General features: G+C 62.3%; 23 protein-coding genes, 1 tRNA gene and 1 pseudogene. 13 read left to right on the forward strand and 12 right to left on the reverse strand.

All coding sequences use genetic code 11. From position 1 onward, the window contains the following. Nucleotides 1-38 precede the first annotated feature (38 nt). The 5 genes from AC0L24_RS32445 to AC0L24_RS32465 are packed head-to-tail and all read left to right on the forward strand — an operon-like array spanning nt 39 to nt 3,482. On the forward strand, nt 39-539 hold the full coding sequence (locus AC0L24_RS32445) for a phage tail protein (RefSeq protein ID WP_127267580.1): 501 nt from the start codon (nt 39-41) through the stop codon (nt 537-539). Nucleotides 540-551: 12 nt separating this feature from the next. Then, nucleotides 552-1,058 carry a phage tail protein gene (locus AC0L24_RS32450; protein ID WP_127399261.1) on the forward strand — a complete coding sequence of 169 codons (507 nt, stop codon included), beginning with the start codon at nt 552-554 and terminating at the stop codon, nt 1,056-1,058. 10 nt (nt 1,059-1,068) lie between these two features. Next, nucleotides 1,069-1,593 carry a phage tail protein gene (locus AC0L24_RS32455; protein ID WP_127267582.1) on the forward strand — a complete coding sequence of 175 codons (525 nt, stop codon included), beginning with the start codon at nt 1,069-1,071 and terminating at the stop codon, nt 1,591-1,593. A 29-nt stretch (nt 1,594-1,622) separates the two neighbouring features. Further along, the gene (locus tag AC0L24_RS32460) at nt 1,623-2,933 is read left to right on the forward strand and encodes a DUF8189 domain-containing protein (protein WP_127808625.1); all 1,311 of its coding nucleotides are present in this window, start codon (nt 1,623-1,625) and stop codon (nt 2,931-2,933) included. A gap of 18 nt (nt 2,934-2,951) precedes the next feature. Next, complete coding sequence (locus tag AC0L24_RS32465; RefSeq protein ID WP_281040159.1) at nt 2,952-3,482, forward strand: GNAT family N-acetyltransferase; 531 nt, start codon at nt 2,952-2,954, stop codon at nt 3,480-3,482. Nucleotides 3,483-3,779: 297 nt separating this feature from the next. Here AC0L24_RS32465 and AC0L24_RS32470 read toward each other — a convergent pair whose 3' ends face one another. After that, nucleotides 3,780-4,259: a DUF6916 family protein gene (locus AC0L24_RS32470; RefSeq protein ID WP_473564933.1), complete on the reverse strand. Its 480-nt coding sequence runs from the start codon at nt 4,257-4,259 to the stop codon at nt 3,780-3,782. Between the two features lie 142 nt (nt 4,260-4,401). On the opposite strand from AC0L24_RS32470, the gene AC0L24_RS32475 reads away from it, so the two are divergent. After that, the gene (locus tag AC0L24_RS32475) at nt 4,402-5,190 is read left to right on the forward strand and encodes a SapC family protein (RefSeq protein ID WP_127808627.1); all 789 of its coding nucleotides are present in this window, start codon (nt 4,402-4,404) and stop codon (nt 5,188-5,190) included. 47 nt (nt 5,191-5,237) lie between these two features. Here AC0L24_RS32475 and AC0L24_RS32480 read toward each other — a convergent pair whose 3' ends face one another. The 5 genes from AC0L24_RS32480 to AC0L24_RS32500 all read right to left on the reverse strand — a co-directional run bounded on the left by AC0L24_RS32480 (nt 5,238) and on the right by AC0L24_RS32500 (nt 10,031). Next, on the reverse strand, nt 5,238-5,585 hold the full coding sequence (locus tag AC0L24_RS32480; RefSeq protein ID WP_127808629.1) for a hypothetical protein: 348 nt from the start codon (nt 5,583-5,585) through the stop codon (nt 5,238-5,240). A 42-nt stretch (nt 5,586-5,627) separates the two neighbouring features. After that, nucleotides 5,628-6,224 (reverse strand): hypothetical protein, encoded by a 597-nt coding sequence (locus AC0L24_RS32485; protein ID WP_127267587.1) that lies wholly within the window; start codon nt 6,222-6,224, stop codon nt 5,628-5,630. A 26-nt stretch (nt 6,225-6,250) separates the two neighbouring features. Then, the gene (locus AC0L24_RS32490) at nt 6,251-7,582 is read right to left on the reverse strand and encodes a gluzincin family metallopeptidase (RefSeq protein ID WP_127811290.1); all 1,332 of its coding nucleotides are present in this window, start codon (nt 7,580-7,582) and stop codon (nt 6,251-6,253) included. Nucleotides 7,583-7,718: 136 nt separating this feature from the next. Further along, nucleotides 7,719-9,596, reverse strand: a complete 1,878-nt coding sequence (locus AC0L24_RS32495) for an adenylate/guanylate cyclase domain-containing protein (RefSeq protein WP_127811291.1) — start codon at nt 9,594-9,596, stop codon at nt 7,719-7,721. Between the two features lie 360 nt (nt 9,597-9,956). Continuing rightward, nucleotides 9,957-10,031 (reverse strand) — tRNA-Gly (locus tag AC0L24_RS32500). A gap of 245 nt (nt 10,032-10,276) precedes the next feature. Between AC0L24_RS32500 and AC0L24_RS32505 the strand changes: the two genes are divergently transcribed. The 4 genes from AC0L24_RS32505 to AC0L24_RS32520 all read left to right on the forward strand — a co-directional run bounded on the left by AC0L24_RS32505 (nt 10,277) and on the right by AC0L24_RS32520 (nt 12,879). Further along, nucleotides 10,277-10,774, forward strand: a complete 498-nt coding sequence (locus tag AC0L24_RS32505) for a prolyl-tRNA synthetase associated domain-containing protein (RefSeq protein WP_127808650.1) — start codon at nt 10,277-10,279, stop codon at nt 10,772-10,774. Nucleotides 10,775-10,858: 84 nt separating this feature from the next. Continuing rightward, nucleotides 10,859-11,860 (forward strand): thioredoxin, encoded by a 1,002-nt coding sequence (trxA, locus tag AC0L24_RS32510; protein ID WP_127808651.1) that lies wholly within the window; start codon nt 10,859-10,861, stop codon nt 11,858-11,860. A gap of 101 nt (nt 11,861-11,961) precedes the next feature. Further along, nucleotides 11,962-12,633, forward strand: a complete 672-nt coding sequence (locus AC0L24_RS32515) for an LON peptidase substrate-binding domain-containing protein (protein ID WP_023810888.1) — start codon at nt 11,962-11,964, stop codon at nt 12,631-12,633. A 9-nt stretch (nt 12,634-12,642) separates the two neighbouring features. Continuing rightward, the gene (locus tag AC0L24_RS32520) at nt 12,643-12,879 is read left to right on the forward strand and encodes a Trm112 family protein (protein WP_127381787.1); all 237 of its coding nucleotides are present in this window, start codon (nt 12,643-12,645) and stop codon (nt 12,877-12,879) included. Between the two features lie 106 nt (nt 12,880-12,985). On the opposite strand, the pseudogene AC0L24_RS32525 reads toward AC0L24_RS32520, so the two are convergent. From AC0L24_RS32525 to AC0L24_RS32535, 3 genes and pseudogenes are all read right to left on the reverse strand, one after another. After that, nucleotides 12,986-16,334: pseudogene (locus AC0L24_RS32525) on the reverse strand (error-prone DNA polymerase). After that, nucleotides 16,331-17,806 (reverse strand): DUF6504 family protein, encoded by a 1,476-nt coding sequence (locus AC0L24_RS32530; protein WP_127808653.1) that lies wholly within the window; start codon nt 17,804-17,806, stop codon nt 16,331-16,333. The pseudogene AC0L24_RS32525 and the gene AC0L24_RS32530 overlap by 4 nt, the downstream one beginning before the upstream one ends. Then, complete coding sequence (locus AC0L24_RS32535; protein ID WP_127808654.1) at nt 17,748-18,785, reverse strand: ImuA family protein; 1,038 nt, start codon at nt 18,783-18,785, stop codon at nt 17,748-17,750. Before AC0L24_RS32535 ends, AC0L24_RS32530 begins: the two co-directional genes overlap by 59 nt. Before the next feature lie 182 nt (nt 18,786-18,967). Between AC0L24_RS32535 and AC0L24_RS32540 the strand changes: the two genes are divergently transcribed. Continuing rightward, complete coding sequence (locus AC0L24_RS32540) at nt 18,968-19,390, forward strand: metallopeptidase family protein (protein WP_023763026.1); 423 nt, start codon at nt 18,968-18,970, stop codon at nt 19,388-19,390. 7 nt (nt 19,391-19,397) lie between these two features. After that, entirely contained in the window at nt 19,398-19,823 is a 426-nt protein-coding gene (locus AC0L24_RS32545; RefSeq protein ID WP_127808655.1) for a hypothetical protein, read from the forward strand. 38 nt (nt 19,824-19,861) lie between these two features. On the opposite strand, the gene AC0L24_RS32550 is transcribed toward AC0L24_RS32545, so the two are convergent. Continuing rightward, a complete protein-coding gene (locus tag AC0L24_RS32550; RefSeq protein ID WP_127811292.1) occupies nt 19,862-20,494 on the reverse strand; it encodes a TetR/AcrR family transcriptional regulator in 633 nt (210 codons plus the stop codon). Between the two features lie 172 nt (nt 20,495-20,666). Here AC0L24_RS32550 and AC0L24_RS32555 point away from each other — a divergent pair, with 172 nt between their 5' ends. After that, nucleotides 20,667-21,353: a hypothetical protein gene (locus AC0L24_RS32555; RefSeq protein WP_210214656.1), complete on the forward strand. Its 687-nt coding sequence runs from the start codon at nt 20,667-20,669 to the stop codon at nt 21,351-21,353. Here AC0L24_RS32555 and AC0L24_RS32560 read toward each other — a convergent pair. After that, entirely contained in the window at nt 21,340-21,546 is a 207-nt protein-coding gene (locus AC0L24_RS32560; RefSeq protein ID WP_127808656.1) for a DUF1737 domain-containing protein, read from the reverse strand. The two genes, AC0L24_RS32555 and AC0L24_RS32560, sit on opposite strands and share 14 nt — an antisense overlap. 51 nt (nt 21,547-21,597) lie before the next feature. After that, nucleotides 21,598-22,473 (reverse strand): HpcH/HpaI aldolase/citrate lyase family protein, encoded by an 876-nt coding sequence (locus AC0L24_RS32565; RefSeq protein WP_473564934.1) that lies wholly within the window; start codon nt 22,471-22,473, stop codon nt 21,598-21,600. Nucleotides 22,474-22,548: the final 75 nt, after the last annotated feature.

Raw genomic sequence — 22,548 nt, forward strand, 5'->3', positions numbered from 1 at the left:
TCCGTGTATTCTTCTGATATCTAATGAGGGCGCGAGACATGGCCGAGCCATTTCTATCGGAAATCAGGATTATGTCCTTTGTCTTCCCGCCCAAGGGTTGGGCGCTCTGTAACGGGCAGCTTTTGCCGATCAACCAGAACCAGGCGCTATTTTCACTGCTCGGAACCACTTTCGGCGGTGACGGCCAAGTCAATTTCGCGCTGCCCGATTATAGGGGACGTATCCCGATCCACGTTGGGAGCGGTCACACACTAGGCGAGCGCGGTGGCGAGCAAAGCCATACGCTGTCGATTTCCGAAATACCGACACACGTTCACTTTGCGCAGGCAAGCACAAACACCGGTAGCAGCCAGGATGGTGCGGGGAACGTTTTGGGGGTGGTTCCGGGGCGGCTGTATAGCGATTTCGCGAACGTGACGACGCTGAGCCCGAGCACAATTACCAGTGTCGGCGGCAGTCAGGCACATCTCAACATGCAGCCGTTCCTGACGCTGAGCTTCTGCATTGCTCTGCAGGGCATTTTCCCTTCGCCGAATTAAGGAGGCGCGATCATGGCACAGCCTTATGTTGGTGAGATACGCATGTTTGCTGGCAATTTTGCGCCGGCCGGCTGGATGTTCTGTGAGGGACAGCTTCTGCCGATCTCGGAGAACGAGACACTGTTCCAGCTGATTGGCACGACCTATGGTGGCGATGGCCAGAGCACCTTCGCGCTGCCCGACCTGCAAGGCCGTGTTCCGCTCCATCAGGGCAGCGGCTTTATCCTTGCGGAGACGGGAGGCGTGGAGGAAGTCAATCTGACAATTTCCCAGATTCCTTCACACAGCCATCCGATGGTCGCGTCCCTGAACATTGGTCAAGATACAAGTCCCAGCGGGAAGGTCGTTGCACAGATTGGCGGTGGCGCCTTGCCCTACATCCAGGACACGACCGATACCGACATGGCCCAGCAGGCTGTAACAGCCGTTGGCGGCAGCCAGCCGCACAACAATTTCCAGCCGTATCTTTGCATCAGCTTTATCATTTCACTTTTCGGCATCTTTCCGTCGCCGACCTGAGAGGGACATCATGGCTGACCCGTTCGTCGCCGAAATCCGAATCTTCCCCTTTTATTTCGCGCCCAGGGGTTGGGCGTGGTGCGACGGGCAGTTGCTGCCGCTGTCGCAGAACACGGCATTGTTCTCGTTGCTGGGCACGACCTATGGCGGCAATGGCAAAAGCAATTTTGCCTTGCCCGACCTTCAGGGCCGCTTGCCGATGCACCCGGGGCAAGGACCAGGGCTTTCGCTGCACGATCTCGGCGAGACCGACGGTACGGAAACGGTAAGCCTGCTCGAATCGGAGATTCCTAACCACACCCACGCAATGCGCGACCATGACATCGACCTAGGCGAACTCAATGCGCCGTCCTCGACGCGAAGCCTGGCCAAATCCACCAACGCAACAATCTATACCCCTGCGGCCAACCTGACGCAGATGAGCCCTCAAGCGCTCCCCCCTGCCGGCGGCGACCAGCCGCACAACAACATGCAGCCCTATCTCACCTGCTATTTCTGCATCGCGCTGCAGGGCGTCTTCCCGCCAAGAAGCTGAATTCCGAACCGAAAGGGCAGGACCGTACGATGGCCAAGAACGCAGAACCGAAGTCGAAGGTCCCCGCAGCGAAGACGCCGGCGCCGAAAGCGGCTTCCAGGGCCCGCCCGGCGCCGTCCAGCCCTCCACCCATTTTCCAGCACAAGCCGGCCGGCACGTCGTTTTTCGAACTGTCGCGGCTGATGGTGGTGGGGATCGATTCCGCCAAGGGGCAGTTGATCCAGAAGGCGCAGCTTTCGCCGAACGGGCCATGGCCCTCGGCCTGGTCGTTCATCGCGCCCGGCGCCTGGGTGATCATGACGGCGGGCCTCACCAAGGACGGCCGTGTCGCCGTGGTCGCGCAGCCATCGGGAACCACCAATCTGTCCTTCATCACCGAAGACGCCAACCAGATCGGCCCGGTCGAGAAATGGACCGCGCCGATGAGCATCGGCACGCCGCCCGGCGCCACCTCCTATCAGAAGCTTTCGATGGCGCGCGATGCCGATGGCCGCATCGAGGTCTTCGTCACCGACAATCAGGGCCGCATCTGGTGGATCTACCAGAATCCGGACCAGATCGTGCAGGTGCAGAAAACCATCACGCCGCCCGGCACGACGACACCGATCGTCGTCACCGTCGACGTGCTGACGCCGCCGGCCAAACCGTGGAGCGACTGGATCCAGATCCCCGGCGGCCTGGTGACGGTTTCGGCGATACGCCAGGGTGACGGCCGCATCGCGCTGTTCGGCCTCAATTCGAACCTGCATCTCTATCGCTGCCAACAGGCGAAGGCGCAGGCCCTGAAGGCCGCCGACTGGACGGGTTGGGTGCAGATCGACACGACCCAGACAGGTGGTTTCATCGAGATGGCGCCGGTCATCGGTCCATTGGGCGCCACCAATTTGTTCGCCCTGACCCAGAACGGCCAGGTGCTGCACACGCGCCAGATGCCCGCCGGATCGGATAGGTGGACGCAGTGGGCGACACCCGGCTACTCCAGGGCGCCCAACCAGGCGCTTGCCGCCGGCATCCAGGGCGACGGCGATATCGTGCTGGTCGCGGCCGACCAGCAGCACTTCCTCCAATTCAACGCGCAATGGGATGCCTATACCCAGAACTGGTCGGGATGGCGCGATTTCGGCGCATCCCTTCGCTCGACGCGCCTGACGCTCAACTACAATGCCGACGGCCGGCTCGCTTTGTTCAGCCTGGCGCTCATGCCGGACGGCACCAACGGGCTGTGGACGATCAACCAGATGGGCGTCGACAGTTCCGAATGGGAGTATAACTGGACGTCGCTGACCGACAACAATCTCAAGCAGATCGTCGTCGTGCGCGACCTGACGCCGCCGGTCTGACGGTTGATTTCCGGCAGCGTGGCGGAAGGCAAGCAGGCCCGTCCGGTCTGGCCCCGGTCTGACCCGGCCGGGCTCCGCTTTCGTGCGGCAGTGGAGGCGGACTTGCCGTTCCTGTCGCGGCTCTATGCCTCGACCCGCTTCGAAGAACTCGCGGTGACGTCGTGGAGCGAGGCGCAGAAGGCCGAATTCCTCGGCATGCAGTTCCAGGCCCAGCACGCGCATTACCGAAAACACTATCCCGAGGCCGATTGGCTGGTGGTGGAACGCGATAGCGAAGACATCGGCCGACTCTATATCGAGCGCTGGCCAACCCAGCACCGCATCATCGACATCGCCTTCCTGCCGCATCATCGCCGCAAGGGTTACGGCACCGCGCTGCTCTGCGACCTCATCGACGAGGCATGGTTAGCCGGCAAATCAGCGTCGATCCATGTCGAGAAGCACAATCCGGCGAGACGGCTTTATGTCGCGCTCGGCTTCGCGGTCGTCGAGGACAAGGGCGTTTATGACCTGATGGCCTGTGCGCCGCCGGGGGGCGACGATCTATGATCGTCAAAACCGATTTGTTGGCATGCGATCATTGTCTATGGTCATCGTTTGCGCTGCCCCTCACCTGCCTGCCGGCATCCTCTCCCCGTACAGTGACGGGGAGAGGGACGCTTCCATCGCGGATTTCGCCAATCTCCAGCGTTGCAAGAAAGGCGCCGGCGTCGCAGCCAGCCACTCTCGCCCCGTTTACGGGGAGAGATGTCCGGCAGGACAGTGAGGGGCGGCGCCGGCGGCAAGGATTGTCGCATTAGGCCCTGTCACGATGCGATAGGCCTGCATGCAGCCCAAAACTGGGTCCTAATTGAACACCGCCTCGTACAGCCGCCCCGTCGCATCGGCGGCGACCGGCACGATGAAGATCTCGTGGCTGCCGCTTTCCCCGGTGAAAAGATAGGTCGCCTGCGGCAGTGCGATGTCGCGCGGGCCTTTGAACAGCAGCGAGAAACCGCCACCCGGGCGCGGGCTGGCGGCGATGGGCTTGACCGCGCTCAGTTCGAGCGGGATCTGCTGGCCCCCGGCTTCTATGGTGAAGGTTTGTCCCTGCTCGAAATCCGCCATCCCGTTTGCCTCAATCTGTCCGCTGGAGCGGTTCAGCGTTCGGATCGCTGATCCGGCTTTTGTTTGTTCGCAATTGCCAGGGGAAAACCGCTCCACACTTTTCCTGGAATTGCTCCAGTGGAGGCACTGTCGCCGCTTCGCCGCAAGCTGTCCAGAGGCGGGCAGGCTGGGGTCGTGTTCCCGAAGACAATCGACCGCCGCAATCCCAAAATACAGCACCGCCTGTCCTTTTATGCGCGCGAGAGACGCTGTAGTACTTTGTTCCTGCGCGGGATTCCTTTCGACCCAAGATCAGCGCAAACAAGCATAGATCCCGGCGTCGGGACCATTGGCAGCCTGATGGGCGTGCGGGAGACGGATGATGGCTGATGCAAAGACGGAAGTGACGGGCGACGCGATGCCGCTGTTCTATTCGAGGCCCGAGGCGCTCAACCCGGCGCGGCACGGCTCGCTGGGCCTGACTTCACGCAGCGATTTCGGCTTCGCCCGCTCGGCGCACGCCATTCCGGTGGTGGCGTCGGAAATGCCGGCGGCGATGCGCTCCTACCCGATCGTCTTTATCGGCCCGGCCAAGGCGCCGGTGATCATCACCGGCGTGCGCCAGAACGAGAACCTGTTCGTCGATGCCGAAGGCAAATGGACCGCGCCGCACTACATCCCCGCCTATGTCCGCCGCTATCCCTTCATCCTGGCCGAAGACCCGACATCGGCCGGCCGGCTGACGCTGTGCGTCGAACGGACCAGCGACCGCATCGTCGACCAGTTGCTGGCGCCGTCCCGCGATGACAAGATCCTGCCGTTCTTCACCGGCAACGAGCCGACCGAAGCGACCAAACAGGCGCTCGCCTTCTGCAACCAGTTCCAGATCGACTTCCGAGCGACTCGCGAGATGGTCGAAAAGATCGATGCGCATGGCCTGTTTTCGCCACGCCAGAGCAAGGTGACACTGGAAGGCGGCGAGGTGCTCAACCTCACCGATTTCCAGGTGATCGACGAGCCGGCCTTCAACAAATTGAGCGACGAGGCGTTTCTCGACCTGCGAAAATCAGGCGCGCTCGGCCTGCTCTATTGCCATCTCGCCTCGACCAACAGTTGGACCTCGCTGGTGCATCAGGCGTCGCTGCGGAAGGCGGGGCGGCCAGCGAGCTGATTTCACCCTGGCACGCAGTAGATTGATCGTGACAACAGCGCAAGTGATTAACTTGAGGACACAGTGATAGTTCCGTCTTCAGGGCCGCTTACGATGGTCTCCTCGAAGTAATTGTTTGTGATCCGAACATAGTATTCTCCGGTCAGAGCGCCGGATTCCGCTTTAAGCTTAAAGTTAATTGTTGTTGTGTCTTCGATGTTAGTGTCGTTGTCGTTGATCAATAAACATGAGGCTATTTCTGAAGTGTCAGCATAAATAAAGTCGATTACCAAGTGCTCTGTGTCGTTAAACCAACCCCGATCCGGGGAGACCGTCACGCTCACAGTAATCGGCTCTCCGGCTCTTACAGCATTCCCTTCAGGTGTATCGACGCGAACTATATCTACTCTTGCCATGATCCATCTCCCTTTGGCATTCTCAAATGACAATCGGGAACGCTAGTCGAGATCGCCGCGCCCGTTGCGGTTCATGGCGCCGCCGGACCGCCCCATCGCACCGCCAGACCTGCCCATGGCGCCGCCCGATCGCCCCATCGCACCACCAGATCTTCCCATTGCTCCACCCGACCGGCCAAACGAATGCGGGTCCAGCTCTGCACCCAACAGAACATCTTCGAGCGTTCCCGTGTCGAGCTCCAGCCGCATTGTCAGGTCACTCTTGTCGTACACCCAGACCTGCATTCCGCGGGCAAATGAGCCTATCTGCGATGACAGTCCGGTATAGGCAGGGTCGCTTGGACCGCGGCTCATGACCTTCAGATCAGTGTCCGCCGGAGCTGGATAATCAACCGCGGTGCCAGGCCCATGAACAAGAAGTATGGTCGGTCTGGCCAGCTCGTAGAACTGCGCCTCGAAGGTGAACGCATAGATCCTTGCCAGCAGGCTGCCCGAGGCGTCGATCTGGTTCTGCAAGAATCTATTATTGCCAGGCCTTGGAGGCCGTCCCCCATCAATCCTCTTCTTCAGCTTCAAATCTTCAAGAACTCTACCGAACAAGTGTATGGCCGAGGTATTTAAAATGGTTTCAGTTATCATGGATCACCCCATCCTCTGCATGTCGATCAAAGCTCGGCGCCACTTCTGGACATCCAATATTTCTCGAAATAGCTCATATCCGGGAGACGCACCTGATCCCGTGGACGAGCGATCCGACCCTCATGAACATGGCTCTTTCGGTCTGGCCTCGTCAGGCGAGGCCCGGCACGGTAGCGAAAAATCCCTCTTCGGTCGAAATCCCGGAAGATGATGCTGGATAGTTCTCCTCCGGTCACGCGGTCGTCGACCGCGAGCATCGTTCTCGCCACGTCACGATAGTCCAGGAAATCCGGGGCGAGAGCCCACAGCGTCTCGGCGAGATAGGTACCCACGATATCGCGCGCGTCGAGCAGCGCTTCGACGAAACCGTCTGGATTGCGCGTGAAATCGCGGTCAAAGACCTTCTGGAGCGGCGCCTCGGCGGTTGGGTAGATCTCGGCGAGGTCGGCAAGATCTTCGGCCTCCGGCGAAATCAGTCCTCGATCCACCAAGCTCTCGTGAAAGACATCGACCAGAATGTCGAAGACGGCACCCGTTAGAGGTTGCGACAAGGCATGCTCGTCGGTCCAGCCGTCCGCGAAATCGGCCATCGTCAGCTTGTTGTTGGCCTCGCGTATCTGGCGGTGCGGTGAAAATTCCGAAAAGCGAGAGAGTTGATTGGCGATGTAGAGGTTCCCACGCGTCACCGTCAGAACGTTTTCGATCACGGATGGAAAATGCATGGCCGCGATCAACGAAACGCAGTCGGAAAAGGCCTCCTGAAAGCCCAGATATTCGGGGAACTCAGCTCCCGGCTTGGGTATGCCGAGGACGCTGTAGACGAACGCATGGCCAACCTCATGCGCGATAATATCGAAGTCGAGGCTGAAGGGGAGCGCGCGTCCGTCTTTCGTGAATTGGCTGCCGAGCTCGAGGAAGCCATAGCCGTATTGAGCGTTGTCCCAATCCGGCAGGATCGAGATTTCCAGACGGTCGTGGTGATCGTGGAAATGCCAGACGAGCGGTTGGCCGATGTAACGCTCCCAAACGTCGAGCGTGAAGCGCACGCATCCGAACGCGTGCGCTGCTTCGAAGCCGGGCGTCGAGGGCTGATAGTGATCGAAGTTGCCTTCCTCGTCGGGAATGGCCGGATCGAGGATCGCTCGCGTCCAGGGCGGCAGGGAGATGAAGGGCGTGCCCAACGGACCGTGGTTGACGCCATAGGGCCGCGTCTTGTCGGCCGGCTCGACGACATACATACGATCGTCGGATGGGCCAGGTCCGACACTGCCTCGCGGGGACGAAACCGTAATGATCTCGGGACTTGACGTAGGGTCTTCGAACGGAGGCTGAACGAACAACCTGAACCGGGTACCCATTCCCCACCTCTCGGTTATATTAGTAGCATAACATAATATCCGCGGGATGGCGAGGGCGTTGGTTTGTCGGGTAAATCTTCCTGAAGGCCGATTATTGATTATCGGCGACAATTTGACTCAAGAACAATGCGTATCGCTACTGCAGCAGCTGGAGCAACTTCTGGTAGCGAGGATGACTACGAACAGAGGCGAAATCGGAATCGTTCTTGAACCAGAGTCTCATCTCGGCGCCAGCCTGCGGCAGCCACGCTTCCAAAAGGTCGATCGAACGTTCGAACTCCCCCAGCAACGCATAGGTACAAGCTGCGTTGTATTGGACGTTGATATCGTTAGGGTCGATCGCCAGAGACCGGTCAAGCCACTTGGCCGCCCTATCGCGTTCACCAAGGAAGGCCAGCACGATAGCCCCCAGGCAGGCACAATTGGCGTTCTCGGGATGCAAACGGAGTTCCTCTTCAGCTCTCTCCAATGCGATTCGTGCATAAAGCTCCGCGTCGTTCTGTTGGCCGAGAGTCCGAAAGACGTTCACCAGCATGACCGGTGCGCCGTAGTCGGACGGTTTGATTTCCATCGCGCGCATGAAGTACGTGGCGGCGAACTCGAACTTGCCGCCGGTTACGCAAAACTCGGCATAGTAACGATTGGCCTCGTGGCAATTGGCGTCGAGCGTAAGAGCCTGTTCGAACGCCGCCGCGGCCTCGGAACGGCGATCGGCGAGGGAGAGGGCAAAGCCCCTGGCTGAATGCGCTTCGGCCAAATTCGCGTCCAGGGCTAGGGCCTTGTCCGCGGTCGCGAGAATGTCGTCCACATGGATCGGTGAGCCGTAGTTCGACTGAAGGCGTACGTCGCAGACCGCCAGACCTGCATAGGCACGGGCATATCCCGGATCGAGCTCAATGGCCCTGATATAGCTTTGTCTGGCCATCAGGTGGTTGGCTCTGGTCGCAATGTGGCTGTAATCGCGCCCTCGAAGGTAATGCGTATAGGCTTCCACATTGTCCGTCGGCGCCTGCTCGATAGCTTTCCTCTCCTCAGGCAGGAGCTTGACCCTGAGCTGCGCCACGACCGCTTTGGCGATTTCGTCCTGCACGGCGAAGATGTCGGTGAGGTCGCGGTCGTAGCGGGCAGCCCAAACGTGTCCGTCCGTGGCGCCCTCGATCAACTCGGCATTGATCCTGACCCGGTTTCCCGCCTTGCGGACGCTGCCCTCGACAATGTAGCCGACGCCAAGCTCCCTGGCGATGCGTTCCATCTTGTCGGTCCTGCCCTTGAACGCGAAGACTGTATTGCGGCTGAGCACGAACAGGCCGGAGACGTTCGAGAGGTCGGTTATGATGTCTTCAGTGATGCCATCGCTGAAATACTGCTGGTCGGGATCAGCGCTAAGATTGGCGAATGGCAGGATCGCCACCGACGGCTTGTCGGACCGCACCAGCGTCTGGACGGTTCTGGCCGCAAAATGCGTCTCGACATGAGACACGCCCTGGTCCCAGTTGGCGAAGTAGACATGCACCTGCTGGGCAATGTTCTTGACGGTCCTGGTGCCCTGATCGGCGAAGTCGACGCCCAGCTTGTTGCCGACCGCATGGCGCACCGCTTCCGAGCAGGCAATGCCGCCGGGCATCGCGAGGCCCTGCAGCCGCACCGCAAGATTGACACCGTCGCCCTGGAAATCATCGCCGTCGACGATGATGTCGCCAAGGTTGATGCCCATGCGAAACTTGAAATGCCGGTCCTCGGGAATGCCGGCATTCCGCTCGGGCATGCCGCGCTGGATCTCGACCGCGCAGCGCGCCGCATTAATTACGCTGCCGAACTCGACAAGAAAGCCGTCACCCATCACTTTGAAGATGCGCCCACCGTGCTTGGTGACGGTCGGATCGAAGAACTCCCGTCGATGCTGCCGAAGGAGATTGAGCGTGTGCTCTTCGTCGACCTCCATAAGGCGGCTATAGCCGACCACATCCGCGGCCAGGATCGCCGCCAGCCGACGCTCAACATGCTCCTCGGACATGTCGTCTCCTGAAATCGCAGACAATTGTTCCGCCTGAGTTAGTTCTAGCTGATTTACCTGCTCGGCGCCAACGCCGCTGGAGGTCGCTCGCGCCCGATTCGCGGTCTCGGCCGTCATGGTCGCGAAATGGAAGCGAAAGCCGTTGGCCGATTATCCATGGCATATCGATCGCCCTAGACGCAAATTCCGGAGCCGCCTCGCTCTACGCGCGGACAACCTGTTGAGGCTCAACACCCAGGTCGGATGGGCAGCCCTACGTTCCCGGCTTCGGCTGGAAACGTCGTCCCCCCGCTCCCCGGCGCCATAGCAAAAAGGCCCGGTTACCCGGGCCCTTTATGCTTTTCAAATCTAAAGAAGATTTGGAGCGGGTGAAGCGATTCGAACGCTCGACCCCAACCTTGGCAAGGTTGTGCTCTACCCCTGAGCTACACCCGCTCGCGCGGCGTCTTGGCCGCAAGCCGGGCCTATATGGCTGAAGAGCGCGGCGATTGCAACAGGGAAATCGCAGGCTTTTTGCGACACGATGCGCGGGGCCGGCAAGCCGCCGGCGGGCGCGTGAGTGGCGGGCGGCGGGGCGCCAGCGCGAAGGGCGGTGCCGCTCACCATGATGTCGCATGACGGTCTTGTGTCGGCTGCCCCATTGGCCGTAAACGGCTGGCTTGAGAAACGGGACGAAACCGATGCCGAAGACCGAAGCCGATTTGATGGCCTTTCTTGCCGAACTCGGCATTGCCACGTCGACGAAGCGCCACCCGCCGCTCTATACCGTCGCCGATTCGCAGGCACTGCGCGGCGAGATCGCCGGCGGGCACACGAAAAACCTGTTCCTGAAGGACAAGAAGGACAATTTCTTCCTGGTCACCGTCGGCGAGGACGCGGTCGTCGACCTGAAGCAGATCCACCAGGTGATCGGCGCCGCCAGCCGGGTTTCCTTCGGCAAGCCGGAGATGCTGATGGAGCTGCTCGGCGTCACACCGGGCGCCGTCACGGTCTTTGGCGTCATCAACGACACGGCAAACAGGGTCAAGCTCGTGCTCGACGAGGATTTGATGGAGCATGCGGTGATCAATGGGCATCCGCTGACCAATGAGGCGACGACATCGATCGCGGCGTGCGACCTGATCAGATTCGTCGAGGCAACCGGGCACGATGCTGCTATCTTGAAAGTCTCCATGTGATCGCCACATGGATGGCTTGAGTCAGATGGTCTGAAGCATAGGGCGCCTGGCCGCCGGCCGGCGGCGCCACGGAAGGGTAGAGAGATGAGCGACAACAATCCGTTCGGCGGCTCCTTTGGCGGCAATGGCGGCCAGTACACCACCTCGGTACAGTATGGTGGAGCCGCGCCGGCGCCGGCGAAAGTCGCGCTTGGCGATGCGCCCGCCGCTCCCGCCGACGTGATCAAGGACACGACGACGGCTGCCTTTGCCGCCGATGTCATCCAGGAATCGCGCCGGCAGCCGGTGCTGGTCGATTTCTGGGCGCCCTGGTGCGGGCCTTGCAAGCAACTGACGCCGCAGTTGGAGAAGGCGGTCAAGGCCGCCGGCGGCAGGGTCAAGCTGGTCAAGATGAACATCGACGACCATCCCTCGATCGCCGGCCAGCTCGGCATCCAGTCTATCCCGGCGGTCATCGCCTTCAAGGACGGCCAGCCGGTCGATGGCTTCATGGGCGCCATCCCGGAGAGCCAGATCAACGAATTCATCACCAAGGTCGGCGGCAAGGGCAACGGCGCGCCGCCAGTGGCCGAAGCCCTGGCCGCGGCCATTGAGGCCCGCGCCGCCGGCGACATGCAGACCGCGGCCGACATTTATGACGCTATCCTGGCGCAGGCGCCGGAGACGATCGAGGCGATCGCCGGACTGGGCGAACTGTTGTTCGACGCCGGCGACACGGAAGGCGCCGAGGCGCTTTTGGCAACAGCCCCGGAGGCCAAGAAGGATGCGCCGCCGCTGGCAGCCCTGCGCGCCAGGATGGCGGTTGCGGCGCAGGCGGCGGCTCTCGGCAATCCAGCCGAGTTCGAGCGCCGGCTGGCGGAAAATCCCGGAGATCACCAGGCGCGCTTCGATCTGGCCATGATCCAGAACGCCAACGGCGACCGTACGGCCGCGGCCGACAATCTGCTGGCCATCATCAAGGCCGACCGGGCCTGGAACGAGGACGGCGCCAGGACGCAATTGCTGCAGCTGTTCGAGGCCTGGGGCATGACCGACGAGGCGACGCTGGCGGCGCGCCGCAAATTGTCGGCGCTGCTGTTCTCCTGAGCCGGCTGCCGGTTGTTTTGCCGCACGGGCTTGGCGTCGGCGACGACTGCGCCAGATTAGCTGGTATGACGCGCTTCTGGTGAAGCGATCGGAGGAATATGGTGCAAGCGGGAAACGCGCATTACCGGCTCGCCAAGGATTTGCCGTCGACGATCCCGATCTTTCCGCTCGAGGGTGCGCTTTTGCTGCCGGGAGGCCGCATGCCGCTCAACATCTTCGAGCCGCGCTATCTGCAGATGGTGGACGAGGCGATTGCCGGCTCGCGGCTCATCGGCGTCATCCAGCCCAGTCTCGATGGCGCCTTGCGCGGCGATGGCGAGCCGGAGCTCTGCAATGTCGGTTGCGCCGGGCGCATCATCGCCTTCTCCGAAAGTGGCGACGGCCGCTACCTGATTTCGCTGCAGGGCGTGTGCCGGTTCCGCATCGCTCACGAATTGACGGTCAAGACGCCGTTTCGCCAGTGCAAGCCCGCGCCTTTCCTTGCCGATCTCGACGAGGATCAGGCGGACAACGAGATCGACCGGCCATCGCTGCTCAAGGCATTTCGCGCCTATCTGCAGGCCAACGATTTGGAGGCCGACTGGGAAAGCGTCAGCCGCGCCGAAAATGCCATGCTGGTCAATGCGCTGTCGATGATGGCGCCCTACGGGCCGGCCGAGAAACAGGCGCTGCTCGAAGCAGCCGACCTGAAGACCCGGGCGGAGACGCTGATCGCCATCACCGAAATGGCGCTGGCGCGCGAGAATGAGGATTTTGGCTCGAGTTTGCAGTAAGAGGGCGCGATGGCGGACGGACGTGACGGGAAGAAGGTCGACCCCAAGCTGCTGGAACTCTTGGCCTGCCCGCTGACCAAGGGGCCGCTGGCCTGGGATCCAGAGCGCGGCGAACTGATTTCCAGGGTCGCCAAGATTGCCTATCCGGTGCGTGATGGCATCCCGATCATGCTGCCCTCCGAGGCGCGGACGCTTTCGGTGGAGGACGTGCTCGCCCCGCCGCCGCGCTTGGGTGGGTCGGGCTGAGGGGCACGTTTCTTATACCCGCCAATTTGCCGAAGGCTGGCGGGACAGCGGGGAGCGCGAAGGATCGCCGACGTCCGCTTTCGTTCCGCCCTTGGCATGGCCTTGCCTACTGAAAATTGCGCCCCTTGGGCATGACCCTTTCCGCTGTCTTCCGACAGCGTTGCGAGATCCTGCCGGATCGGTGCGCTTTGTTTGGCGGGGCTGGAGCGATCCGAACCGTCCCTGGCGAGGTCTCCCGGAGGAACCGCTGGCGCGGCCCCGCTGACCTTCTCCAGAAGCACGGTCAACCAAGGCGTCAGATCCTCGATCCTCTCGGCGACGATGTGGACCACGCCCGATTCCGACTGCAATTTTCCGGTGACCTTGACGAACCGGGCGCCTATGACGATCGGCCGGTAACGGTCGAAGGTCCTTTGCCAGAAGATGACGTTGGCCACCGCCTTGTCGTCCTCCAGCGTCAGGAAGATCGCATTGCCCTTGCCGGGGCGCTGCCGCACCAGCACGAGGCCGGCGACGGAGACGCGCCTGCCGTCGCGCACGGAAGGCAGGTTCGCATTGGGGATGACGCCGGCGCGGTCGAGCCGCTCGCGCAGGAAGGCGACCGGATGCGCCTTCAGCGACAGGCCGAGCGCGCGGTAATCATGGATGACATGCTCGCCGAGCGGCATTTTCGGCAGCTTCGTCTCAGGCTCCAGCTCGCGCAGGCGAAGCGCCGGCTGGTCGAACAGCGGCAGCCTTTCGGCGGCGCTCTTGCCGTCGAGCGCGCGCACCGCCCACAAGACTTCGCGACGATCAAGGCCGAGCGAACGGAAGGCGTCGGCCTGCGCCAACCGCTCGATCTCGCCGACATCGAGGCCGGAGCGCAACCAGACATCCCGGACGGATACGTAGCCTGAGCCGCGCTGTTCGACGAAAGCCGCCATGCGCTCCTTCGACAGGCCCTTGATCTGGCGGAAGCCGAGCCGGACGGCATGCTTCGTCTCGATGACGCCGCGCATCTCGGCATGGCGTGGGAGGATGCGGGCCGGATCGAACGGCGCCTTTTCCAGCGTGCAATCCCACACCGAAAAATTGACGTCGACGTCGCGAATGTCGACGCCATGGTCGCTTGCGTCGCGCACCAGCTGGGCCGGCTGGTAAAACCCCATCGGCTGCGAATTCAGGATCGCGGCGCAGAACACGTCGGGATAGAAGGTCTTGAACCAGCAGGAGGCATAGACGAGCAGGGCGAAGGAAGCGGCATGGCTTTCGGGAAAGCCATATTCGCCAAAGCCCTCGATCTGCTTGAAACAGCGCTCGGCGAAGTCCTTCGTGTAGCCCTTGCCGACCATGCCATTGATCATACGGTCGCGGTAATTGCCGATGGTGCCGGTGCGCTTGAAGGTGGCCATGGCGCGGCGCAGTTCATCGGCCTCGCCCGGTTTGAAACCACCGGCAACGATGGCGATATTCATCGCCTGCTCCTGGAACAGCGGCACACCAAGCGTCTTGCTGAGGATCGCCTCCAGCTCCGGTTTTTGATACTCGGGTTTTTCCTTGCCTTGCCGGCGGCGCAGATAGGGGTGGACCATGTCGCCCTGGATCGGGCCCGGCCGCACGATCGCCACCTCGATGACAAGGTCATAAAAGGTTTTCGGCTCAAGGCGCGGCAGCATCGACATCTGGGCGCGCGATTCGATCTGGAAGACGCCGAGCGTATCGGCGCGGCAGATCATCTTGTAGACCTGCTTATCTTCCGGCGGCAGGGTGGCCAGCACATAGGGCTGCCCATAGTCATCCCGCGCATTAGGATAGTGATCCGTGAGCAAGGTGAAGGCGCGTTGCAGGCAGGTCAGCATGCCGAGCGCCAGCACGTCGACTTTCAGGATCTTCACCGCGTCGAGATCGTCCTTGTCCCATTCGACCATCTTGCGCTCGTCCATCGCCGTCTTGACGATGGGCACGATCTCGTCGAGCCGGTCCCTGGTTATGACGAAGCCGCCGACATGCTGCGACAGATGGCGGGGGAAGCCCATGATCTCATTGGCACGCTCCATCACGTGCCTCGACACCGGATCGGTGCGGTCGAGGCCGCCGGCGCGGGCTTCCTTCTCGCCAAGCTCCGATGTCGACCAACCCCAGATCGAGCCGGAAAGCGATGCCCTGACATCCTCGGACAGGCCCATCGCCTTCGACACTTCGCGCAGCGCCGAACGGCCGCGATAGCTGATGACGGCGGCCGCAAGTGCCGTGCGCTTGCCGCTGTATTTCTCGTAGATGTACTGGATTACGGTTTCGCGCTTTTCGTGCTCGAAATCGACGTCGATATCCGGCGGCTCGTTTCTCTCCTCGGAAATGAAGCGCTCGAAGAGCGAATCGATTTTTTCCGGTCCTACTTCGGTGATGCCGATGCAGAAGCAGACGACCGAATTGGCGGCCGATCCACGTCCCTGGCAGAGAATATCCTTGCTGCGCGCGAACTTGACGATGTCGTAGACAGTCAGGAAATAGCGGGCATAGTTGAGGCGTTCGATCAAAGCGAGCTCTTCGTCGATGCGCCTGGTCACCGAATCCGGCACACCCGCCGGATAGCGGTTGGCCGCTCCCTCCCGCGCCAGCCGCTCCAGTTCAGCCTGTGGGCCAAGACCCGATTCCGTCGGCTCGTCCGGATAATTGTACTGAAGGTCGCTCAACGAAAAGGTCAGTTCTTCCGCAAACCGCAGCGTCTCGGCCAGCGCTTGCGGATGCCTGCGGAACAGGCGGGCCATCTCCATTGGCGGCTTCAGATGACGCTCGGCATTGGCGCTGAGTTGCAGCCCGACCTCGGCGACGGGCGTGTTGAGGCGGATCGCGGTCAGCACGTCCTGCAGCGGGCGCCGTTCGGCCGTGTGGTAGAGAACGTCGTTGGTCGCCATCAGCGGAATACCGACGCTCTCGGCAAGCGCCGCGGCCTGCTCGATGCGGAAACGGTCATTGCCGGCGTAGTCGGGCGAAACGCCAAGCCGCAGGTTCCTGCCGAAGCGGCCTTTGAGGTCTCCAAGCAGGGGAAGACTATCTTCCGCGCCCGCCGACAGACCGGGCAGGACCGCCAGCGACATCAGGTCACCCCATTCGAGGAGGTCGCCGCGCTGGAGAAGGGTGGCGCCTTTTTCGTTCTCGTCGCGCAGATTGGCTTGGGTAAGCATGCGGCACAGATGTCCCCAGCCCTTGCGGTCCTGGGGATAGGCGAGGATGTCCGGCGTGCCGTCGCCGAAAACCAGCCGGCAGCCGGGGTGATAGGAGAGCTTTTCGACCTTGGCCTGCTGCCAGGCGCGCACCACGCCGGCCACCGTGTTGCGGTCGGCAAGCCCGATCGCGGAGAAGCCCAGGAGCTTGGCCGCGACCACCAGCTCCTCCGGCTTGGAGGCGCCGCGCAGGAAGGAGAAATTCGACTGGATGCCGAATTCGGCATAGGGGATGACGGTCAGCGCGTTCATGCGAAGACACCATGCATGAACCAGCGCGGCGGTACCTGCGTGTTGCCGTAAAGACCTTGCCGGTAGAGCCAATAGCGGCGGCCATCGGCATCCTCGATGCGGAAATAGTCGCGCGTCGATGCCGCCTCGTCGCTTGGCGCTTCCCGCCACCATTCGGCGGCGATGCGTTCCGGCCCTTCGGCGCGCGTGACCCGGTAGAGCGCGCGCCGCCAGCGGAAGTGCAGCGGTGGTCCTTCCGGCATTTCAGTGGCCGGCACATCGATGGGTTCGGGCGAGCGGAACAGCCGGATTGGCCGTTCCGGCGGAAAAATGGTTTGTGGCGCCTGCAGCCTGCCGGGCTTTTTCGGCGGCGTGGTCCGGCGCGGCGCTTCGGTGAAGGGGATCGTGGCGACGGCGCGCTCCGGCAGATGGCTCTCGACCGCGACCGGCCGGAGAACCGCGCCCTCGCCGAGCCGGGCGCGGATGCGGTCAGCGAACAGCGCGATATCGGCGCCATCGTCGATCGTTTCACCAGTCAGATCAGCCTGCTGCATGTCGAAGGTGGCGGCCGCCAACACCGAGAGCCGCACCAGATCGAAACCATAGCCGGCATCGATATCCTGCTCGAGCGCGGCCAGCCTCTCATGGAACAGTTTCTGGATCAGCATGGGTTCGCGCATCGGCCGCGAGGTGCCGATGGCGATGCGGCTGACGGCGCCGTCGACGCGAAAGAGCAGCAGCGCCAGCGTCCTGGCACCCTCGCCGCGGCGTTCGAGGTCGGTTTTCAAGGTCGCCGCCAGCATGCCCACCAGCCGTTCGATGTCCTCGGTCAGGGTGACGGGTTCGGCGAGGTGGCGTTCGACCGAAAGCGGCGCGACGGGAAGGCGCGGCGACACCGCTTCGTCGAGACGGCCAAGCGCCTGGTCGAGGCGCAGGAGCAGCAAGGCGCCAAAGCGGCGGGCGAGCGGCGCGCGCGGTGCCGCCATGACGGCGCCCGCCGTGCGCAGGCCGACGCTTTCCAGGCTGGTGCGGGTCGCCGGCTCGATGCGCAGTGCGGCCAGCGGCAGGGGTGCCAGCAGCGCTTCCTCCTCGCCTGACACAATGATGCGGTCACTGCAAAAGCGTGCCGCCGCCCAGGCCGCGCCCGGTGTCGCGGCAAGCCCGGCTCGGACATCGAAACCCTGATGGAAGAAGCGCGACAGGATCTCGTCCAGCATGGCGCGTTCGCCGCCGAACAGATGGGTGCAGCCGGTGACGTCGAGAAACAGGCCGTCCGCGCCATCCAGCGCCACCAGCGGGGTGTAGCGGTCGCACCAGTCGGCAAGGCCTTCGAGCAGACGGCGGTCGGCTTCCGGATCGGCCTCGACGATGTCGATCGACGGATGCATGGCGCGCGCATCGGCAATGCCCATGTCGCGCTTCAGGTGCAGGGCCTCAGCCCGCTCGTCGAGGGCCGAGATGCGCTGCGCGTTGCGGTCTCGATGGCTGATCACGAGCGGCGGGTGAGAGGGGTGATCCGACGGCCGGGAACGCCAGGACCGCCCCAGACGCTGGCGCAGGACCCTTTCCGCCGCCAGATAGGGAAACCACAGGGACAGGATTCTTTGGCCGGTTTCTTTCCCCACCTGCTCCTTCGTCGCCCGCTCTTTCGTCGAATGCGCGTTCATCGGGGTTCCACTCCAGTGTGAATTGTCCAGGCAGGGCCGTGCGGCTCTTGCCGATGGTGAGGATGAAGGCCGGGCGGTCGATCGAACCGGCCAGCGGCCCGGCGATGGTGTCGCGCGGTGTTGCCGGCGCCGATGCGACGATGAGGCGGACGGGTGCCGCCGTCGGTTCGGGTTCGGCCGCCTGCCGCAGCAGGAACACCGGGCGGCCGGCCGCTTGCGCCCTTGCATGCAGCCGGCGTGTCGCGGTCAGGTCCAGCCGCTGCGGATTGCCGCGGACTTCCAGGATGACCGCGGCCAGCGCCGTCATCCGGGCCGCCTCCTCGGCGACCCACAGCGCATCGACAAGCTTTGGCGCCTCGGTAAACAGCAATTGCTCCGGCCCGATGCCGAACGAGGCGTGAAGCCCCCTTGCATAGGGAAAGCCTGCCTCGCGGAAGATCTCCGATGTGCCGATCCACAGCACCGGCAACCCCGGCGTTTGCTTGAGGATCAGGCTGGTGAGCGACAAAGCGAAGCCGGCGACGGCCCCGGCATCGCGGGTTTCGCTGCCATGGATTTCACTCAGGGCGGCCTTCGGCAGGCCGCCGCTCAGGGCGGCGTCGAGGCGCTCGACGCCAATAGGCAGGAACGCATCCGGCAACGCCGCGGCAATGCCACGCCGGACGATTGTGAGATCGGTGTTGACGTCAGCATCAAGGGACGCGGCGGCCGGCGCAGCCAAGCGCTCGGGCAGCGTTCCCTCGATTTTCGCGATCTGGCGGCGCAGGGCAAAAACAGTCTCCCGCGCCACGGCGGTCATCGCCATGACGGTCAGCTTCCACTCACAATTGTTCCTGTTATGTTCCTATAGATTCCAGAGGCCACGGGAAGAGTCAAGCGGAGTCATGGGGAATTTATTCCTCTCCGCATGGATGGCGCAGGCGCATCGGCCCGTTCATTTGCCGATTCCGGTGCGAAAGCCTATATGCCGGGATCAAAGGACAAAGCATGGCCCGCATCTACAAGACCCGCACTTGGCACGACGAACTCTCGCCCTCGATGGACGAAATGGAGTTCCTGGCGCTGGAGGCGTACGCCCATCTGCCGGAGGATTTCCGCAAGCTGACCGGCGAGATCGTCATCCAGATCGCCGAGTTCCCGACCGACGAGATCATGGACGATCTGTCGCTGGAAACGCCCTTCGACCTGCTTGGCCTGTTTGAGGGACGCGGCATCGCCGAGCGCTGGAACCCGCAGACCGGCGAGGGCCCGAACCGCATCACGCTCTACCGCCGCGCCATCCTCGACTACTGGTCAGAGAACGAGGAGACGCTGGGCGACATCGTCACCCACGTGCTGATCCACGAGATCGGCCATCATTTCGGCCTGTCGGACGATGACATGGAGAAGATCGAAGAGGCGGCGGAATAGCGCTCAGATGACGGAAGCAGAATTCGCCGACCGGATCGATTGCAACTGGCCGTATCACGACATTCCACAAAGCCGGGAACTGATCGAAACCGCCGTCGGGATTTCACCGAATGCCGCTTTCCTCGCACTTGGTGAGCTTTGCCATCTGCCCGCAAGTGCTGCCGTCGAACCGGCCACTCTCGTTGCCCTGGTCGACTTTTGGCTATCCGAATTCGACCACCCGATGGCACCTATGACAGCGGAATGCGCGATCTCCATGATTGAACGCAAGCGGTTGCCGGTTCCTGAAATCCTTACGAGAATGGATTCCGTCTCCGGCTATCCCGGTCTCCTTGCAGCGCTATCGATCCTCTATTTCGGCTGCGATGACGTCGAGGGCCGCGCAGACGCACGGTTCAACGAAATCAGAGCCGCCTGGGAAAATCTGGCGTAGCCGGTTAGCTGATCAACCAGGCCTTTTGAGGTTTCGCCTCAGAGGTTGGTCATTCGGCTGATGAAAAGATGCAGCGCCTTGCGCACGGCGAGCGATGGCGGCTCGGACGGATGCCACTCCGGAAAATGACCATCAACCACCATTCGTGCCAACCCATAGACAAAGGCACGCGCGGCAAGAACCAGATGATCGAAGTCCGCGTTCGCAGCCAACTGACCCTGCCGCTGCGCCTGGGTCAGCAGGTCGATCATCTTCCGGCGAATGGCCTCATTCTGACCGCGAAGACTGTCCGACGCGTCGAAATCAATCAGCGTTCGGGAACTGATGATCTGGAAATGCGTGGGATTGCCGATCGCCCATTCCAGATAGCCTTGTCCGATTGCTTCGAAGGCCACGATGGGATCCGCGCTGTCGACTTCTGAAAGTGCATTGGCAACGGCCTCTGTCAGCCGGTTCATGGCTTGTTCGGCGACCGCGGTCAGCAGCGCTGTTTTCGACTGAAAATGCCGGAAGGGCGCGCCGGGCGAAACGCCGGCCCGCTTTGCGGCTTCGCGCACGCTCACATTGTCGGGGCCGCCTTCCTCGACAAGCTGGATTGCAGCATCGATCAACGTGTCGCGCAAATTGCCATGGTGGTAGCCGGTGCGGCGAGCCGTCTTGGCTTTTGCCATCTCTTTTCCTTCATTCCGTAGAGCTGCTTCACGCGTCCGTAGCACGATCCGCGATTTATGTAATCGCTGTTTACAATGCAGGTAACAGAATGTAATCAGTGATTACAGATGGGACCCGAACAGGCCTGCGGTCTTCGCGGGCTCCCCGTTTTCCCTGAATGAGGAGACGAACATGTCTGCCAGAACCGCCGAACCCCGCCGCCCGCAATCGTTGATTTCGCTGAGGAGTCCAGCCGAAGAACCTCAGCACAAGGAGAATCTCACGACTGTCCAGTCGAGCGCGGCTGTGCCCAGCGTCACGCTTTATCGGCTTGCCGCCGTCGCCGGGGTGGGAAGCGCGCTTATTCTTGTGGTTAACGCGGCCAAACGCAGCGCGCTCATCGCGACCACCGATCTGACACAACTTCTCGCGCCAGTCGCCGAGATATTGGCGCTTGGTCTTGTCGTCGGCCTGTTTCTCGCTTTTGGCCGGCGCGCGGGCCTGTTCGGCATCATCGCGTTTGTCATCAACTTCGTTGCATTGGCAAGTTTGGTCGGTGTGGAAGTGGTGATCAATCTGGTATTTTCGAAACTTCCGCTGACAACCATCGTCGAGCTGCGCGCCGGCCCTCTCGGACTGGCTCTGGTCGTCAGTTCGTTCCTTTTTCTGCTTGGGACGCTGGCGTTTGTAATATCTCTTGTGGTTGCAAGAGGCGTTCCGCGCATTCCACTCGCCCTCTATCTCATTGGCGCGGTGCCTATCGCGCTCCGTGCGTTCGTGCCGGAGTGGGCCCTTGACCTGGGTTTGGTGACGCTTGCGACAGCGATCGCCTGGCTGGCCGGCTGGCTGTGGATGCGAGCGGAGCCTACCAGTCGCTGAGCTTGGTATCGGGCCCGTATTCCTGGCCGTCGACATCCTTGACCACGGCCTGGCCGCAACGCATCGTTTTGGCTTTCTTGTCGTAGGCGTAGGTCGGCGAGCCGAACAGGTGCCAGCCCTTGTTCAGCGCCGCTGTCACCTTGTGGCAGAAGCTGGCATCGTCCGGAGCGGACAGAAAGCGGTAGAGTTTCATTGTTCAATTCCTGTCGTGAGTAGCCATAGCTCGCTCGCATCCATCGAGCATTTATGACCCGATGGCGGCTGCCTTCGCCAGCAGTTTTTCGGCCTGCGCCAGGTGCAGCCGCTCGACCATCCTGCCGTTCAACGCGATCACGCCCTTGCCGGCATTCTCGGCGAGCGCGAAGGCTTCCTTCACCGAGCGCGCCTCGGCCACCGCTTCCGCGGACGGCGCGAAGGCGAGGTTCGCGGCTTCGATCTGGGCCGGGTGGATGAGGCTCTTGCCGTCGAAGCCCATGGCCGCGGCTTCCGCGCATTCCTGGGTGAAAGCATCGAGGTTGCGAAAATCGTTGGAGACGCCGTCGAGCATGTCGATGCCGCCGGCACGCGCGGCCAGCACCATCTGCATCAGCCATGGCACGAGGTAACGTCGGTCAGGCGTTGCCAGAATGCCGGTCTCCTTGACCAGATCATTCGTTCCGGCAACGAAACAATTGAGCCGCGAGGCCGGATCGCGGCCAAGCTCGGCGATGGCGCCGATGTTGAGCAGCGCCTTGGGCGTCTCGATCATCGCCCATAGTTTCACGCTGTCGGGAGCGAAATTGTCGTCAAGCACATCGCCGGCCTCGAGCAGGTCGCGCGGCGTGTCGACCTTGGGCAACAGGATGCCGTCGGCCTCGCAGCCTGCGGCAGCCAGCAGGTCGTCGGCGCCCCATGCGCTGGCCAGCGCATTGATGCGCACGACCATCTCGCAGCGTTCGTTGGGGCGATTGGCGAAAATGCCGGCCAGTTTTGCGCGGGCGGCGATCTTGTCGGCCGGGGCGACGGCGTCTTCCAGGTCGATGATGATTGCGTCGCAGGCAAGCTGCGCGATCTTGGCCAGGGCCTTGTCGTTGGAGGCCGGGACGTAGAGCACCGAGCGGCGCGGGCGATAGGTTTCCATGGGTGATCTATGCCGCTTGTGGGTGGGTGAGGCAAGCGGGCAGGGCTGTGACCCCACCCTCCCCCTTGTGGGGAG

It is taken from the genome of Mesorhizobium sp. WSM4809, from assembly GCF_055811655.1.